The organism is Williamsia sp. 1135 (assembly GCF_002095395.1).
Lineage (GTDB): Bacteria > Actinomycetota > Actinomycetes > Mycobacteriales > Mycobacteriaceae > Williamsia.
The window spans coordinates 106342-122671 of record NZ_MJEI01000097.1 but is presented as its reverse complement, the minus strand read 5'-3'; the positions used below and the strand labels follow the sequence as shown (position 1 = coordinate 122671).

Annotated in this window: 10 protein-coding genes; 5 read left to right on the top strand and 5 right to left on the bottom strand. The window is 64.7% G+C overall.

All coding sequences use genetic code 11. The annotated features are described in order from the left end of the window. Positions 1-220 precede the first annotated feature (220 nt). Both BFL43_RS16790 and BFL43_RS16785 read left to right on the top strand, forming a co-directional pair. Positions 221-3727, top strand: coding sequence for a DNA-directed RNA polymerase subunit beta (locus BFL43_RS16790; protein WP_206186692.1), 3507 nt, complete (start codon positions 221-223; stop codon positions 3725-3727). 42 nt (positions 3728-3769) lie between these two features. Continuing rightward, complete coding sequence (locus tag BFL43_RS16785; RefSeq protein WP_084893643.1) at positions 3770-7726, top strand: DNA-directed RNA polymerase subunit beta'; 3957 nt, start codon at positions 3770-3772, stop codon at positions 7724-7726. A gap of 139 nt (positions 7727-7865) precedes the next feature. Here BFL43_RS16785 and BFL43_RS16780 read toward each other — a convergent pair whose 3' ends face one another. Further along, positions 7866-8825 carry a hypothetical protein gene (locus BFL43_RS16780; RefSeq protein ID WP_084893642.1) on the bottom strand — a complete coding sequence of 320 codons (960 nt, stop codon included), beginning with the start codon at positions 8823-8825 and terminating at the stop codon, positions 7866-7868. Between the two features lie 175 nt (positions 8826-9000). After that, complete coding sequence (locus BFL43_RS16775; RefSeq protein WP_084893641.1) at positions 9001-9372, bottom strand: VOC family protein; 372 nt, start codon at positions 9370-9372, stop codon at positions 9001-9003. 119 nt (positions 9373-9491) lie between these two features. Between BFL43_RS16775 and BFL43_RS16770 the strand changes: the two genes are divergently transcribed. The 3 genes from BFL43_RS16770 to BFL43_RS16760 all read left to right on the top strand — a co-directional run bounded on the left by BFL43_RS16770 (position 9492) and on the right by BFL43_RS16760 (position 12984). Further along, complete coding sequence (locus tag BFL43_RS16770; protein WP_084893640.1) at positions 9492-10661, top strand: FAD-dependent oxidoreductase; 1170 nt, start codon at positions 9492-9494, stop codon at positions 10659-10661. A 114-nt stretch (positions 10662-10775) separates the two neighbouring features. Continuing rightward, the gene (locus tag BFL43_RS16765) at positions 10776-12545 is read left to right on the top strand and encodes an amidohydrolase family protein (protein ID WP_084893639.1); all 1770 of its coding nucleotides are present in this window, start codon (positions 10776-10778) and stop codon (positions 12543-12545) included. Further along, a complete protein-coding gene (locus BFL43_RS16760; protein ID WP_240498314.1) occupies positions 12535-12984 on the top strand; it encodes a nuclear transport factor 2 family protein in 450 nt (149 codons plus the stop codon). Before BFL43_RS16765 ends, BFL43_RS16760 begins: the two co-directional genes overlap by 11 nt. Positions 12985-12986: 2 nt before the next feature. Here the strand turns inward: BFL43_RS16760 and BFL43_RS16755 are convergent, their stop codons facing one another. Genes BFL43_RS16755 through BFL43_RS16745 form a run of 3 tightly spaced genes read right to left on the bottom strand, consistent with a single transcriptional unit; the run spans position 12987 to position 16322 of the window. Then, positions 12987-13784: an SDR family oxidoreductase gene (locus BFL43_RS16755; RefSeq protein WP_084893637.1), complete on the bottom strand. Its 798-nt coding sequence runs from the start codon at positions 13782-13784 to the stop codon at positions 12987-12989. Then, positions 13762-14988: an MFS transporter gene (locus BFL43_RS16750; RefSeq protein ID WP_084893636.1), complete on the bottom strand. Its 1227-nt coding sequence runs from the start codon at positions 14986-14988 to the stop codon at positions 13762-13764. The genes BFL43_RS16755 and BFL43_RS16750 overlap by 23 nt, the downstream gene beginning before the upstream one ends. Next, positions 14985-16322, bottom strand: a complete 1338-nt coding sequence (locus tag BFL43_RS16745) for an LLM class flavin-dependent oxidoreductase (protein WP_084893635.1) — start codon at positions 16320-16322, stop codon at positions 14985-14987. The genes BFL43_RS16750 and BFL43_RS16745 overlap by 4 nt, the downstream gene beginning before the upstream one ends. Between the last annotated feature and the right edge of the window lie 8 nt (positions 16323-16330).

Sequence of the window (16330 nt, the reverse complement as noted above, 5' to 3'; positions counted from 1 at the left end):
TTCCTCTTGACGCAGGGCCATCTTGGTTGCAGTCTGTTCGCAGTAACCAAAAGGGGTTGTTTATGTGCGCCCTTTTTCTGGTACAGTTGGACGTTGCGCTGGCTGCCTCCTGTCCACCTCACGATTTCACCTTCCGACCACACAAACGTGGTGCCTCGGGTGATCGCCGTTGACCAGGTCGTACAGCAGCGAAACACCACCTAGGCACTACGAGTAATTCGTGTTGGAAGGACATATCTTGGCAGTCTCCCGCCAGTCCACCTCAACCATTCCAGGTGCGCCTCGGCGCGCCTCGTTCGCAAAGCTCAGCGAGCCCCTTGAAGTACCCGGACTGCTTGATGTGCAGCTCGAGTCCTTCGAATGGCTGGTCGGGTCCGCGGAATGGCGTGAGCGCGCTGCATCTCGCGGCGATGCAAACCCTACCGGCGGTCTGGAGGACATCCTCACCGAACTGTCTCCGATCGAAGACTTCTCCGGGTCCATGTCGCTGTCCTTCTCCGACCCTCGGTTCGACGAGGTCAAGGCCTCTGTCGAAGAGTGCAAAGACAAGGACATGACGTACGCGGCTCCGCTGTTCGTCACCGCGGAGTTCATCAACAACAACACCGGCGAGATCAAGTCGCAGACCGTCTTCATGGGCGACTTCCCGATCATGACCGACAAGGGCAGCTTCGTCATCAACGGCACCGAGCGTGTCGTGGTGAGCCAGCTGGTGCGTAGCCCCGGTGTGTACTTCGACGCCAACATCGACAAGACGACCGAGAAGACGCTGCACAGCGTCAAGGTCATCCCGGGCCGTGGTGCGTGGCTCGAGTTCGACGTCGACAAGCGCGACACCGTCGGTGTCCGCATCGACCGCAAGCGTCGCCAGTCGGTGACCGTGCTCCTCAAGGCCCTCGGCTGGACCAAGGAGCAGATCGAAGAGCGCTTCGGTTTCTCCGAGATCATGATGTCGACGCTGGAGAAGGACAACACCGCCGGCACCGATGAGGCGCTGCTCGAGGTCTACCGCAAGCTGCGTCCGGGCGAGCCCCCCACGAAGGAGTCCGCGCAGACCCTGCTGGAGAACCTGTTCTTCAAGGAGAAGCGTTACGACCTGGCCAAGGTGGGCCGCTACAAGGTCAACAAGAAGCTCGGCCTCGTCGAGAACCCGATGGCCGGCGCCCCGGTGCTGACCGAAGAGGACATCGTCGCGACGGTCGAATACCTGGTGCGTCTGCACGAGGCCGATCCCAACATCACCAGCACGATGACCGTGCCCGGTGGCGTCGAGGTCCCGGTCGAGGTCGACGACATCGACCACTTCGGCAACCGCCGCCTGCGTACCGTCGGCGAGCTCATCCAGAACCAGATCCGCGTGGGCCTGTCCCGCATGGAGCGCGTCGTTCGCGAACGTATGACGACCCAGGATGTCGAGGCCATCACGCCGCAGACCCTGATCAACATCCGTCCCGTGGTCGCCGCGATCAAGGAGTTCTTCGGAACCTCGCAGCTGTCGCAGTTCATGGACCAGAACAACCCGCTGTCGGGTCTGACCCACAAGCGCCGCCTGTCGGCGCTGGGCCCCGGTGGTCTGTCCCGTGAGCGTGCCGGCCTCGAAGTCCGTGACGTCCACCCGTCGCACTACGGCCGCATGTGTCCGATCGAGACCCCGGAAGGCCCGAACATCGGCCTGATCGGTTCGCTGTCGGTCTACGCGCGGGTCAACCCGTTCGGCTTCATCGAGACCCCTTACCGCAAGGTGGTCGACGGTGCCGTCACCGACGACATCCATTACCTGACCGCAGACGAGGAAGATCGCTACCTCGTCGCGCAGGCCAACTCGCCGATCGGAGCCGACAACCGGTTCACCGACGATCGCGTGATGGTCCGCAAGAAGGGCTCGGAGATCGAGTACGTCCCGATCACCGACGTCGAGTTCATGGATGTCAGCCCGCGCCAGATGGTGTCGGTCGCCACGGCCATGATCCCGTTCCTCGAGCACGACGATGCCAACCGTGCCCTGATGGGCGCGAACATGCAGCGTCAGGCGGTGCCGCTGGTTCGCAGCGAGTCCCCGCTGGTCGGTACCGGCATGGAGCTGCGCGCAGCTGTCGACGCCGGCGATGTGATCATCTCGGCGAAGTCCGGCGTGGTCGAAGAGGTCTCGGCCGACTACATCACCGTGATGGCAGACGACGGCACCCGGGACACGTTCCGGATGCGCAAGTTCGCCCGCTCGAACCAGGGCACGTGTGCCAACCAGCGTCCGATCGTGGACGAGGGTCAGCGCGTGGAAACCGGCCAGGTCCTGGCCGACGGACCCTGCACCGATCAGGGTGAGATGGCCCTCGGAAAGAACCTGCTCGTGGCGATCATGCCGTGGGAAGGCCACAACTACGAGGACGCGATCATCCTGAGCCAGCGTCTGGTCGAAGAGGACGTGCTCACCTCGATTCACATCGAAGAGCACGAAATCGACGCCCGCGACACCAAGCTCGGTGCCGAGGAGATCACCCGGGACATCCCGAACGTCTCCGATGAGGTGCTCGCCGATCTCGACGAGCGCGGCATCATCCGCATCGGTGCCGAGGTTCGTGATGGCGACATCCTGGTCGGAAAGGTCACGCCGAAGGGCGAGACCGAGCTGACCCCGGAAGAGCGCCTGCTGCGCGCCATCTTCGGTGAGAAGGCGCGAGAAGTTCGCGACACCTCGCTGAAGGTTCCGCACGGTGAGACCGGCAAGGTCATCGGCATCCGCGTGTTCTCGCGCGATGACGACGACGATCTGCCTCCCGGTGTCAACGAGCTGGTCCGGGTGTACGTGGCCCAGAAGCGCAAGATCCAGGACGGCGACAAGCTCGCAGGCCGCCACGGCAACAAGGGCGTCATCGGCAAGATCCTCCCCGCCGAGGACATGCCCTTCCTGCCCGACGGCACCCCTGTCGACATCATCCTGAACACCCACGGTGTGCCGCGTCGTATGAACATCGGCCAGATCCTGGAGACCCACCTCGGGTGGATCGCCAAGACCGGCTGGAACATCAACGTCGCGGAAGGGACGCCTGAATGGGCGTCGAAGCTGCCCGAGGACATGCTCTCGGTGGAGCCCAACACCAACACCGCGACACCGGTGTTCGACGGCGCCACGGATGCGGAATTGACGGGCCTGCTGGCCTCGACGCTTCCCAACCGTGACGGTGAAGTGATGGTCAACGCCGACGGCAAGGCGACCTTGTTCGACGGTCGCAGTGGCGAGCCGTTCCCGTACCCGGTCTCGGTCGGCTACATGTACATCATCAAGCTGCACCACTTGGTCGACGACAAGATCCACGCTCGTTCGACCGGGCCGTACTCGATGATCACGCAGCAGCCGCTGGGTGGTAAGGCGCAGTTCGGTGGACAGCGTTTCGGCGAGATGGAGTGCTGGGCCATGCAGGCCTACGGGGCGGCGTACACGCTGCAGGAGCTTCTCACCATCAAGTCGGACGACGTCGTCGGTCGCGTGAAGGTGTACGAGGCCATCGTCAAGGGCGAGAACATCCCGGAACCGGGTATCCCCGAGTCGTTCAAGGTGCTGCTGAAGGAACTTCAGTCGCTGTGCCTGAACGTCGAGGTGCTCAGCTCCGATGGTGCCGCCATCGAGATGCGTGATGGCGACGACGAGGACCTGGAGCGGGCTGCGGCCAACCTGGGTATCAATCTGTCGCGCAACGAGTCAGCCACCGTCGATGACCTGGCCAACTGATCACTCTCCGCTTTTCCTGACTGAGCTACTGAAAGGTAAATAGTGCTCGACGTCAACTTTTTCGATGAACTGAAGATTGGCCTGGCCACCGCCGACGACATCCATAACTGGAGCTTCGGCGAGGTGAAGAAGCCGGAGACGATCAACTACCGCACGCTCAAGCCAGAGAAGGACGGCTTGTTCTGCGAGAAGATCTTCGGTCCCACCCGGGACTGGGAGTGCTACTGCGGTAAGTACAAGCGCGTCCGCTTCAAGGGCATCATCTGCGAGCGCTGCGGCGTCGAGGTCACTCGCGCCAAGGTGCGTCGTGAGCGGATGGGCCACATCGAGCTGGCCGCTCCGGTCACCCACATCTGGTACTTCAAGGGTGTGCCGAGCCGGTTGGGTTACCTGCTCGACCTGGCGCCGAAGGATCTCGAGAAGATCATCTACTTCGCCGCCTACGTGATCACCGCTGTCGACGACGAACTGCGTCACAACGAGAAGTCGACCCTCGAGGCCGAGATGGAGGTCGAGAAGAAGGGTGTCGCAGACACCCGGGACGCCGACCTCGAAGAGCGTGCCAAGAAGCTCGAAGAGGACCTGGCAGAGCTGGAGCGCGAAGGCGCCAAGGCCGATGCCCGCCGCAAGGTCAAGGATGCCGGCGAGCGCGAGATGCGCCGTATCCGCGACACCGCGCAGCGCGCCCTCGACGATCTCGAAGAGATCTGGGACAAGTTCGTGAAACTTGCTCCCAAGCAGATGATCATCGACGAGAAGCTGTACCGCGAGATCCAGGATCGTTACGGCGAGTACTTCACCGGAGCGATGGGTGCCGAGGCCATCAAGCGTCTGCTCGAGGACTTCGACATCGCGGCCGAGGCCGAGATCCTGCGCGACACCATTCGCAACGGCAAGGGGCAGAAGAAGCTCCGTGCGCTCAAGCGTCTGAAGGTCGTGGCAGCGTTCCACCAGTCGGGCAACTCCCCGCTGGGCATGGTTCTCGACGCCGTGCCGGTGATCCCGCCGGAGCTGCGCCCGATGGTCCAGCTCGATGGTGGCCGTTTCGCGACGTCCGACCTGAACGACCTGTACCGCCGCGTGATCAACCGCAACAACCGCCTCAAGCGACTGATCGATCTCGGTGCTCCCGAGATCATCGTCAACAACGAGAAGCGGATGCTGCAGGAGTCCGTCGACGCACTGTTCGACAACGGCCGTCGTGGCCGTCCGGTCACCGGACCGGGTAACCGCCCGCTGAAGTCGTTGAGCGATCTGCTCAAGGGCAAGCAGGGTCGTTTCCGTCAGAACCTGCTCGGCAAGCGCGTCGACTACTCGGGCCGTTCGGTCATCGTCGTCGGCCCGCAGCTCAAGCTGCATCAGTGTGGTCTGCCCAAGCTGATGGCTCTGGAGCTGTTCAAGCCGTTCGTGATGAAGCGTCTGGTCGACCTGAACCAGGCACAGAACATCAAGTCCGCCAAGCGGATGGTGGAGCGTCAGCGCCCCGCAGTGTGGGACGTGCTCGAAGAGGTCATCGCCGAACATCCGGTGCTGCTCAACCGTGCTCCGACCCTGCACCGTCTGGGCATCCAGGCGTTCGAACCGCAGCTCGTCGAGGGCAAGGCCATCCAGCTCCACCCGCTCGTGTGTGAGGCGTTCAACGCCGACTTCGACGGTGACCAGATGGCAGTGCACCTGCCGCTGAGCGCCGAGGCACAGGCCGAGGCCCGCATCCTGATGCTGTCCTCGAACAACATCCTGTCGCCCGCGTCGGGTCGTCCGCTGGCCATGCCGCGTCTGGACATGGTGACCGGTCTGTTCCACCTGACCACGTTGAAGAACGACGCGATCGGTGCTTACACCGCTTCGTCGAACGACGACGTCGAGCGCGGTGTGTACTCCACTCCGTCCGAGGCTCAGATGGCCGTGGACCGTGGGTTGCTCAGTGTGCAGGCTCCGATCAAGGTTCGGCTGACGCATCAGCGTCCGACGCGCGAGATCGAGCGGGCTCAGTACCCGGAGGGCTGGAAGTTCGGCACCCCGTGGACCATCGAGACCACTCTCGGTCGCGTGCTGTTCAACGAGCTCCTGCCGAACGACTACCCGTTCGTCAACGAGCAGATGCCGAAGAAGCGTCAGGCCACGATCATCAACGACATGGCCGAGCGCTACCCGATGATCGTCGTCGCGCAGACCGTCGACAAGCTCAAGGACGCGGGCTTCTACTGGGCCACCCGTTCGGGTGTCACCATCGCCATGTCCGACGTGCTCGTCTCGCCGGACAAGGCTGCGATCCTCGACAAGTACGAGGAGCGGGCCGACGGCCTGGAGCGCAAGTTCCAGCGTGGTGCCCTCACCGGCGCAGAGCGTCGGGATGCCTTGGTGGAGATCTGGAAGCAGGCAACCGAAGAGGTTGGCGCCGACATGGAGCGTCACTACCCCGACGACAACCCGATCCCGATGATCGTGCAGTCCGGTGCCGCGGGCAACATGACCCAGATCCGCTCGCTCGCGGGCATGAAGGGTCTGGTGACCAACCCGAAGGGTGAGTTCATCCCGCGCCCGATCAAGTCCTCGTTCCGTGAGGGTCTGACCGTTGCCGAGTACTTCATCAACACGCACGGCGCCCGTAAGGGTCTGGCCGACACCGCGCTTCGTACCGCCGACTCGGGTTACCTGACCCGTCGTCTGGTGGACGTGTCGCAGGACGTCATCGTGCGTGAGACCGACTGTGGCACCGAGCGTGGTATCAACACGATCATCGCCGAGAAGCAGTCCGATGGATCGCTCATCCGTGACGCCCACGTCGAGACGTCCACGTACGCACGTACGTTGGCGACCGACGCGGTCGACGCGAACGGCAAGGTCATCATCGAGCGTGGATTCGATCTCGGTGATCCCGCGATCGAGGCTCTGCTCGAGGCCGGCATCTCGCAGGTCAAGGTCCGTTCGGTCCTGACCTGCAGCACCGGCACCGGCGTCTGCGCCACCTGCTACGGCCGCTCGATGGCGACCGGCAAGCTCGTCGACATCGGTGAGGCCGTCGGTATCGTCGCGGCTCAGTCGATCGGTGAGCCCGGTACCCAGCTGACCATGCGTACCTTCCACCAGGGTGGCGTCGGCGACGACATCACCGGTGGTCTGCCGCGTGTGCAGGAACTGTTCGAGGCTCGTGTCCCCAAGGGCAAGGCCCCGATCGCCGAGGTCTCCGGACGGATCCGTCTCGAAGACGACGATCGCTTCTACAAGATGACCATCACACCCGATGATGGCTCGGAAGAGGTTGTCTACGACAAGATCTCCAAGCGTCAGCGTCTGCGTGTCTTCAAGCACGACGACGGCAGCGAGCGTCTGCTCGCTGACGGCGACCACATCGAGGTCGGTCAGCAGCTCATGGAAGGTGCTGCCGATCCGCACGAGGTGCTGCGCATCATGGGGCCGCGTCAGGTGCAGGTGCACCTCGTCGGCGAGGTCCAGGAGGTCTACCGGAGCCAGGGTGTGTCGATCCACGACAAGCACATCGAGACGATCGTTCGTCAGATGCTGCGTCGCGTGACGATCATCGACTCCGGTGCCACCGAGTTCCTGCCCGGTTCGCTCACCGAGCGTGCCGAGTTCGAGGCGGCCAACCGTCGCGTCGTGTCCGAAGGTGGCGAGCCCGCCGCCGGACGCCCGGTGCTCATGGGTATCACCAAGGCATCGCTGGCAACCGAGTCCTGGTTGTCCGCGGCGTCGTTCCAGGAGACCACTCGCGTGCTCACCGATGCGGCCATCAACAGCCGTAGCGACAAGCTCGTCGGCCTCAAGGAGAACGTGATCATCGGTAAGCTCATCCCGGCCGGAACCGGTATCAACCGGTACCGGAACATCCAGGTGCAGCCGACCGAAGAAGCCCGCGCAGCTGCGTACGCGGTGCCGTCCTACGACGACACGTACTACAGCCCGGACGGCACCTTCGGTGCCCCGTCCGGTGCGGCTGTCCCGCTGGACGATTACGGATTCAGCAGCGACTACCGCTAGGTACTAGCAACTCAAGCGGGCGTCCCCTTTCGAGGGGGCGCCCGCTTTTGCGTTACCCGGAGGTCGAATTCGCGCCCACCTGCCGACGTACGCGCCAGGTGCACCTGGCGCGTACGCACGTAGGTGGCGCGAATTCGGATCAGGCGGCGGCCATCAACCCGTGAGTCGTCAGAGCCTGGACCAGTATTCGGCGGAATCGGGCGGGGTGCTCGAGGTCTTTCCAGTTCCAGCGCACGACGAATACGCCGATGCGACGCAACTTCTGCTCGCGCCATTTCTCGCGCTCGTACGCCTGCTCGGTCGTTTCACCGGGACGGAGATAACGGACGTACTTTGCGTGACCGTCGAACTCCCCGGCCACGAGGCCATCCCAGTCGAAATCAGTGCGGGCCACGAAGGTTCCGTCGGCGTCGAGAAACCGGTTTTGCAGACGTGCGAGCGGGATATCGCCGAAGCTCAGCATCATCGCACGGGACAGGGATTCGCCGATGCTCTCGGCCTTCCCGTCGGCCACCGCGAGCGCTGCCCGGGCGATGGAGACACCGGTCCTGCCGACGCTGCCGCGTAACGCGTTCTCCAGTTCGGATCGCGGTACCCCCGTGAACAATGCTCCATCGAGCACACACACCGCCTGGTAGAACGTTCCGGAACGGGCTATGTCGATTGCCGTCCGCGCCGGTGATGTCACGAGATACTCGCCGACCATGACCACCTCGTGTGGATTCCAGGTGGATCCGTGAATCACGCATCCCCGGCCTTTGCGGTGTCCTCCTCCGATACGATTCGCCGTGAAGTGAACCCGCTTGAGGTCACCATTGAGCATCGGCAGGCCGTGCAAGACTGCGGCGGACCAGTGGCTGATCGCCTTACCCGGTTCGCCGTTGTCGGCGGCCGCGAGGACTGTCCGCCGATACAGTTCCCGTTCTCGATCGAATCGATCGAGCTCGACCAGATCTGAGGTGAACGTGTAGAAGCCGCGTTGGATCCGGGTCAACTGACCCGTCTTGACGCGAGTCGCCAGCCGGCGGTCGAGTTCGCCGATCTGCACTGCGTCGCGGCGACGGATGATTCGGGAATTGTCTGCATTGGGTTCATTCATGAGTCGACTGTCGGAATCGGCACCGACGGAGTTCGCGCGATTTCACCCTTCGGAGGCGGGCCTGTGGATACCCGGCCGGTCTGTGGACAGAAGTTCGCGCCACTTGCACGCGTGCGCGCCGGTTGCAACTGGCGCGTACGCGCGTAGGTGGCGCGAATTTAGGAGGGAGGGGAAGTCAGGCGTTGCGGTAGGGCATGTATTGCACGGCCCACTGGTTGCCGTCGGGGTCGGCGAAGCCGACGAAGTGGCCCCAGGGCTGGATGTCGATCTCGCCGGGGTCGATGCCGACGGACTGCAGGTGGTCGTGGGCTTCCTGAATGTCGGTGACCACGACCTGGAGGCCTTTGACCGAGCCGGGCTCGGCGTCGGTGAGGCCTTTGCCGAAGGCAATGGAGCAGGCAGAACCGGGCGGCGTCATCTGGACGAAGCGGACCTCATCGGAGACCACGTGATCGTGGTCGACGTTGAAGCCGACCTTCTTGTAGAAGTCCCGTGCGCGGTCGACGTCGGTGACGGGAAGGATGACGAGTTCGAGTGTCCAGTTCATGATTTCCTCCAGTGCGTGCGGTGGGTTTCTGGTTTTGCTGCTGAGAACATCATCGCAACGATTGCGGACAGTTTCGGTCCTCAATGTTCGCCGCAGTTCAATTGGGGTACGCGAGGCGCATGAACAGCACCGAGCTTTTGATCATCGGCAGCGGTCCCGGCGCGGTGTCGGCGGCGGAAAGTTATCGCCACAACGGCGGAAGCGGGCGCGTGCTGATCGTGACGACGGACCCCGAGCTGCCGTACTTTCGGCCGCCCCTGAGCAAGGACTACCTGCAGGGGGAGAGCGGCCCCGACGACGTCGCGTTGCACCCAAGGGAGTGGTACAGCGAGCGCGACGTCGAAGTCCGCACCGACACTTCGGTTGTCGAGCTCGACACCACCGCCAAGAACGCGAAGCTCTCGACCAGCGAGACCATCGATTTCGACACCGCGATCATCGCAACGGGCGCCCGACCGGTACCGATCCCGGTGCCCGGCGGCGAACACGCACTGTTGCTGCGCTCGTTCTCCGAGGCCTCGAAACTACGCGATGCCGCCGAGAAGGCGGCTTCGGCCGTGGTCATCGGCGCAGGGTTCATCGGTTGTGAAGCCGCCGCTTCGCTCGCGGCGCGCGGGGTGACCACGACCCTCGTCGCGCCGGACGATGTCCCGCAGAAAAGTCGTCTCGGCCCCGATGCCGGCGCCAGGATCCGGGCGATGCTCGACGATGCCGGCGTGCGCTACGTCGGCGGTCCGAACGTTGTCAAGATCGAACCGGGGGCGGTGACCTTGGACGACGGCGTCCGCATCGACGCCGACCTCATCCTCGCGGCGACCGGGATCACGCCGTGCGCGGACATCGCGGAGTCGGCGGGCCTGAGGGTCGACGAGGGCCGGATCGTCGTCGACGAACACATGCGCACCAGCGCGGCCGGTGTACTTGCCGTCGGCGACGTCGCGACCGCGCACAACACGGCCGCCGGACGCCAGGTCGCCACCGAACACTGGCAGGACGCGGTCGATCAGGGGGAGGTTGCCGGCGCAACGGCGGCCGGGGTCGAGAAATCGTGGGATGCCGTTCCGGGATTTTGGACGACCATCGGCGACCACACCCTCAAGTACGCGGCATGGGGCGACGGCTACGACACCGCGCACCTCGTCGAACGCAACGGTGGTTTCCCGGAAGGCGGCTTCACCGTCTGGTACGAGCGCGGCGGGGTCACCGTCGGCGGGCTCACCTACAACAGCGACGACGACTACGACCTGGCGGAGAAGCTGGTTGCCGATCACAAACCGCCGCCGGCCTGACGGCAGATGGCCCGGAGCGCAGATTATTTGCGCTATGCCAACATGATTCGCAACTTCGAGTCAATTCGTCGATTCAACTGACGTAGCGACGCCGGCAGGGTTGTAATCCGACCTATGGCCTTCGACACAGTGATCCGCCGAGGCCGGTGGTTCGACGGCACCGGCGCGGCATCGGGTATCCGCGACATCGGCATCCGCGATGGTCGCATCGCCCTCATCTCCGCCGAGCCAATCGACGCAGACGGTTGCGCCGACGTCATCGACGCAACGGGGCTGTGGGTGCTACCCGGCATGATCGACATCCACACCCACTACGACGTCGAGGTGCTCGGCGGTCCTGATCTGAGCGAGTCGCTGCGCCACGGCGTGACCACAGTGCTGCTCGGTTCGTGCTCACTGTCGACCATCCACGTCGACGCCGAGGTGGCAGGGGATCTCTTCGGACGGGTGGAAGCGATCCCGCGCGGCCACGTCATCTCCAACATCGAGCGGCACCGGACGTGGCGCAACGCCCGCGAATACGTCGACGCGCTCTCCTCGCTGGCTCTCGGCCCGAACGTCGCAGCCTTCATCGGGCACTCCGACATCCGGGCGGCGGCGATGGGCCTCGACCGCGCGACCCGCGGCGACGTGGTTCCCACCGCAACCGAACAGGTCCGGATGGAACGGATGCTCATCAAGGCCCTGGATGCGGGTTTCGTCGGGTTGTCGTCGCAGCAACTGCTCTTCGACAAACTCGACGGCGTCGTCTGCCGCTCGCGAACTCTGCCGTCCACGTACGCGAAGCGGCGGGAGTTGCGCCGACTCAACGCGATCCTGCGGAGGCGCAAGCGTGTGCTGCAGTCAGGGCCCGACATCTCGCGCACTCTCAACGTACTGTCGCAGCTGTTCACATCGCTGGGAGTCGGACGGCCGCAACTGAAGACGAGCCCGCTGTCCGCGGCCGACATCAAAGCCCGACCCGAGGTCGTCCACGCCATGGGCCCGATGGCCAGGCTGATCAACAGGCTCGGCGGCGACTTCCGGTGGCAGCACCTGCCGGTGCCGTTCGAGGTCTACGCCGACGGCATGGAACTGGCCGTGTTCGAGGAGTTCGGTTCCGGCGCGGCGGCTTTGCACCTGCAAGACGAGATCGACCGCAATGAGTTGATGCGGGACGAGAGCTACCGCCGCCGGTTCCGCCAGGACTACGACAAGAAATACGGGCCGCGGGTCTGGCACCGGGATTTCTTCGACGCGGAGATCGTCGAATGCCCGGACCCGGACGTGGTCGGCAAGACCTTCGGCGACGTCGGACTCGACCGCGGCGGCCTCCATCCGGTCGACGCGTACCTCGACCTGCTTCTCGAGCACGGACCCAAGATCCGCTGGCGCACCACGATCTCCAATCATCGACCCGAGCTGCTCAAGAAGCTCGCCAGGGATCCCGGGGTCCAGATCGGCTTCTCCGACGCCGGCGCGCACCTGCGGAGCATGGCGTTCTACAACTTCGGGCTGCGGCTGCTCCGGCACGTGCATTCCGCGGCGGAGGCCGGTGAGCCGTTCATGACCGTCGAACACGCCGTGCACCGGCTGACCGGAGAACTCGGTGACTGGTACGGCATCGATGCCGGACACCTGCGCGTCGGAGACCGGGCCGACCTGTTCGTGCTCGACCCCGAGCATCTCGATGCCTCCCTCGAGGACTATCGCGAGGCGGAGGTCGAGCAGTTCGGCGGGCTCTCGCGCATGGTGAACCGCAACGAACGTACCGTTCGCACCGTCATGGTGGGCGGTGAGACGGTGTTCGCCGACGACCGCCCGGCAGATGCGCTGGGGCACAAACGCATCGGACGTTTCCTTCCCGCACACGCGAACGAAAAGAGGTACGAACGTGTCAGCTGACAACAAGTCCGTAGTGCTGGGTCTCTGGGCCGCACTGAGCAAGCGAGACTGGGAGGGGGTCAAAGGATTTGTGTCCGACGATTGCATCTATATCGACATGCCGGTCGGTCCCGGACTCGCCGCCCGAGGTCCCGATGACATCGTCAAGCGATTGAAGGTCGGGCTGGAGAGCCTCGCCGACTACATCAACCACGACGGCCTGCTGATCTCCGACGGCGCGGACGTGATGTACGAGCACAGCGAGACGTGGACCTGGGCGACCGGCGAGACCGCGACCCTGGCCTTCGTAACCGTGCACAAAGTGGTCGACGGCGAGATCACCCTCTGGAAGGACTACTGGGACTTCGGTGGCCTGGCGAACACGGCCCCATCGGACTGGATGGATACGCTGGCCGCCGCCGACACGTCGTGGATCTACGACGCCACCGGCCAGGTCTGATCTCAGTAGTAGACGGGTCCGACGACCCCACCACCGACGGCGATCGCGTCGCCGGTGATCCCGACACTGCGCGGTGAGGCGAGGAACGCGACCACGTCAGCAACCTCGGAGGCGTCGACGATCCGGCGGATCGAGTTGGTGGCCAGCTCTTTTTCGAGGTCGGCCACGGGCACACCCGATTCGGCGGACTTTTCGGCCAGCTGCTGAGCGAGGCGTGCGGTCCGGGTCCGACCGGGGTGCACCACCGTGACGTTGATCCCGTGCGGTCCGAGTTCGTCGGCCAGGTTCTTGGTGAGCGCCGACACGCTCACGTTCCGGATGGTCTGGGCGATCGAATTGGCCTGTCGGGCACCGAGTCCGCTGATGTTGATGATGCGTCCCCAGCCCTGGTCGATGAGGTGTGGCGCCACGGCCCGAGCCGTTCGCAGGTAGCCGAGCACCTTGATCTCGACCTCGCGTCGGACGACGTCGTCGGTGGTGGCCGCAAAATCTGTCGGTTTGCCCGCGCTCCACGGCGTCGCGGCGGAGTTCACCAGGATGTCGACACCACCCAACTCTGCGACCGCGCGCGCCACCAGCGCCTGCACGGACGCGTCGTCGCCGGTGTCCACGGGGACGCCCACGACAGTGCGACCCGACTTCGCGGCGATATCGGCGGCTGCTGCGTCCAGCGCCTCTATTCCGCGCGCCGCGATGACAACGTCGGCACCTTCGGCGGCGAGGGTGGTGGCGATCGCGAGGCCGATGCCCTTGCTGCCACCGGTGACGATTGCCCGTTTACCGGTCAGATCCAGGTCCATGTGCCTTCTCCTTGCCCAAGACGAATTTCGCCCGCGTGTACTCCGGAACATACTTACCCAGCAACAGTGCTCCACCGGCGGAGAGCCCCGACACCGTGAACGCTGCGACCGACAGCGGGAAGAGCGCCGCCGCACCTGCGATCGCCAGTGGCCCCGCGAAGAATCCCGCATCGTGGGTCAGTCGCCAGGCCGCCAGGAATTCGGCGCGACCGGTTTCTGGTGCCACGTCGGCGCCGATGGTCATGATCACCCCGTTGCCGAAACCGTTCCCGATGCCCATCACGATGGCGACCGCCGCAAAGCCGGCCACCGCAGTGGTGTAGGGCAGCCCCACGTACGACACGGCCAACACCAGGATCGACGGGATCGCCACGAAGGTTCGTCCGAAGCGGTCCATCAGGTGTCCGGCCGGGTAGGCGCAGATCACGTCGGCCGCTGCGCCGACTCCGAACAAGATGCTGGCGACGGCGGGGGAGAGGCCGATGTGGTTGGCCCACAACGGCAATATGGCATCGCGTAAGCTGCGGGCGACACCGAGGAGCAGCGATCCGGCACCGAGGGTGGACAGCAACCGGCCGTGTTCGGCAAATACCCCGCGGAGGCTGATCGGCGATTGCACGGCGCCCGCGCCCGGTGGATCCGGCAGCCGCGCCATCATCAGTCCGGCGACGATGATCGCCACCAGCTGCACGACGAACCCACCTCGTGCCCCCATCAGCACGATCGCACCCGCACCGATGAACGGGCCGGCGAAGAAGCCGAATCGCATGGCCCCGCCGAAGAGCGACATCGCCCGCGCCCGCCATTCGAACGGCACCGCCAGCGACAGGTAGTTCTGCCGCGCCAGGCCCCACACGGCGTTGGCGAGGCCGACCAGCAGGATCCCCAGGGCCAGCAACCACACCGTCTGCGCCAGTAGGCAGGTCAGTGCGCCCACCGCCGCCACCGAACTCGCGAGGATGATCGAACGGCGTTCACCGATGCGCGCGACTATCTGGCCGGAGCAGGTGAAGCCGATCACCTGTCCGAGTCCGACCAGCGCCACCGCGAGGCCGGCAATCGCGACGCCGGCACCGAGGTCGAGGGCGGCCAGCACCATCACTGGTGCGGCCGCCCCCTGCCCGATGCCGTACGCCGCGGCCGGCAGATAGACGGTTCCTGCCAGCGACCGCAATGGACGCTGAGCATCCAGGGTCGCCGTCATACCGCGGTGGCTGCTTGCTCCCGTGACTCGGCGGCGGTGGGTACGTCCAGACCGTAGTGGCCCCGCAGGGTCGACTCTGTGTAGTCCGTACGGAAACGGCCGCGTGCCTGCAGGATCGGGACGACCTGGTCGACGAAATCATCGAGTCCACCGGGCAGGTAGGGCGGCATGATGTTGAAGCCGTCAGCTGCACCGGCGTCGACCCATGCGATGAGGTCGTCCGCGATCTGCTCGGGGGTGCCTGCGATGCTGCGGTGGCCCCGACCGCCACCGAGTTCGCCGATCAACTCTCGAATGGTCAAGTCACCCTTCGCGGCGAGCTGGCGAACGAGCGTCGAGCGGCTCTTGTGTCCCTCGATCTCCGATTCCGGGGGGAGCTCGGGGAGTCGGGCATCGAGGGAGAGTCCCGTGAGGTCGACGTTGAAGAATGCCGAGAGCTGTCCGAGTGCGTAGTCGGGTGAGATGAGGTCGGTGAACTCGCGCTCGAGGGCTTTCGCCTCCGCTTCGGTGCCGCCGATGAAGGGGACGATGCCGGGCAGGATCTGCAGATCGGAGAACGTGCGGCCGTATTTCGGCAACCGGCTCTTGAGGTCTTGATAGAAGCTTCGGCCCTCGGCAATCGTGCGCTGCGCGGTGAAGACCACCTCGGCGTAGTGCGCTGCGAGTTCTTTGCCATCTTCGGACGACCCGGCTTGCACCAGCACCGGCCTGCCTTGCGGCGATCGCGGTGAATTCAACGGACCGCGAACCGAGAAATGCTCTCCCACATGGTCGATGGTCCGGACCCGGTCGGGGTCGGCGAAGACTGCGCCTTCCACATCGAGCACCACAGCGTCCTGATCCCAGCTGTCCCACAGTTTGGTCACCACGTCGACGAACTCCTGGGCCCGGCGGTACCTGCCGGCGTGCTCGGGGATGGAGTCGAGGCCGAAATTGAGGGCTTCCTGACTGTTGCCGGATGTGACGCTGTTCCAGCCTGCCCGCCCGCCACTGATGTGTTCGAGCGAGGCGAATGCGCGGGCCAAGGTGTACGGATGGTTGTAACCCGTTGAGGCGGTGGCGATCAGGCCGACCTTGCTGGTCCCACCGGCAATGGCCGACAGTAGGGTGATCGGTTCGAAGATCGCCTGGGTGTTGCGCCGGATGTTCGGGCCGATCGCCAGTCCGTCGGCGAAGAAGATCGAATCGAGCTTGCCGCGCTCGGCGATCTGACCGAGCCGGACGAAGTGATCGACGTCGAGGACGTGGTGTTCGGCGGTGCGGGGATGGCGCCAGGCGGCCTCGTGGTGGCCGACGCCCATGACAAAGGCATTGAGGTGCAACGTGCGTGACATGTTATTCC